Annotated in this window: 1 protein-coding gene; it reads left to right on the top strand. The window is 53.4% G+C overall.

What is annotated here, in order from left to right; translation table 11 throughout:
* The coding region (locus HMPREF3091_RS22570; protein ID WP_210403578.1) for an Ig-like domain-containing protein at positions 1-693 on the top strand (693 nt) is incomplete at both ends.

Here is a 693-nt window from a genome sequence, read left to right as displayed (position 1 = left end):
CCAAACCGTCGACACCACCTTTGTGGCTGACGGCAGCACGGCAACGATTGTTAATGGCGATTTGACGGTCACCATCGATAGCGCGGTGGCTGACGGTACGGACACCAACGCCGTTCAAGCCAAGGTCACCGACGCTAACGGCAACGTGGTGCCTAATGTGGAGGTTACCTTCACCGCGAATAACGGTGCCACAGTCACAATGGCATCAGCGATGACCGGTTCGAATGGTTTAGCCAGCACAACGCTAACCAATACTAAAACGGGGATTAGTCGAGTCAGCGCTGCTATTAACAGCACTAGCCAATCCGTGGACACTACCTTTATCGCCGACGGCGGAACCGCCACCATTATTGATGGCAATTTAACCGTCACCACTAATAACGCCAAAGCTGACGGCGCGGATACCAATGCCGTTCAGGCCAAGGTGACCGATGCCAATGGCAACGTGGTAACTAATGTCTCGGTAAGCTTTATCGCGGATAACGGCGCAACGGTAACCTCGACATCTGCCACCACCAATCAGCAAGGGTTGGCAACCACCACGTTAACCAATACCACGTCAGGAGTGTCGAAGGTCACAGCCAAAATTAATGGTCATAGCCAAACCGTCGACACCACCTTTGTGGCTGACGGCGGCACAGCAACGATTGTGAACGGTGATTTGACGGTCACGACTGACAATGCCAAAGCCAA

The organism is Hafnia sp. HMSC23F03, from assembly GCF_001816025.1.
GTDB classification, from domain to species: domain Bacteria; phylum Pseudomonadota; class Gammaproteobacteria; order Enterobacterales; family Enterobacteriaceae; genus Hafnia; species Hafnia paralvei.
This window is presented reverse-complemented; position numbering and strand designations above follow the sequence as displayed.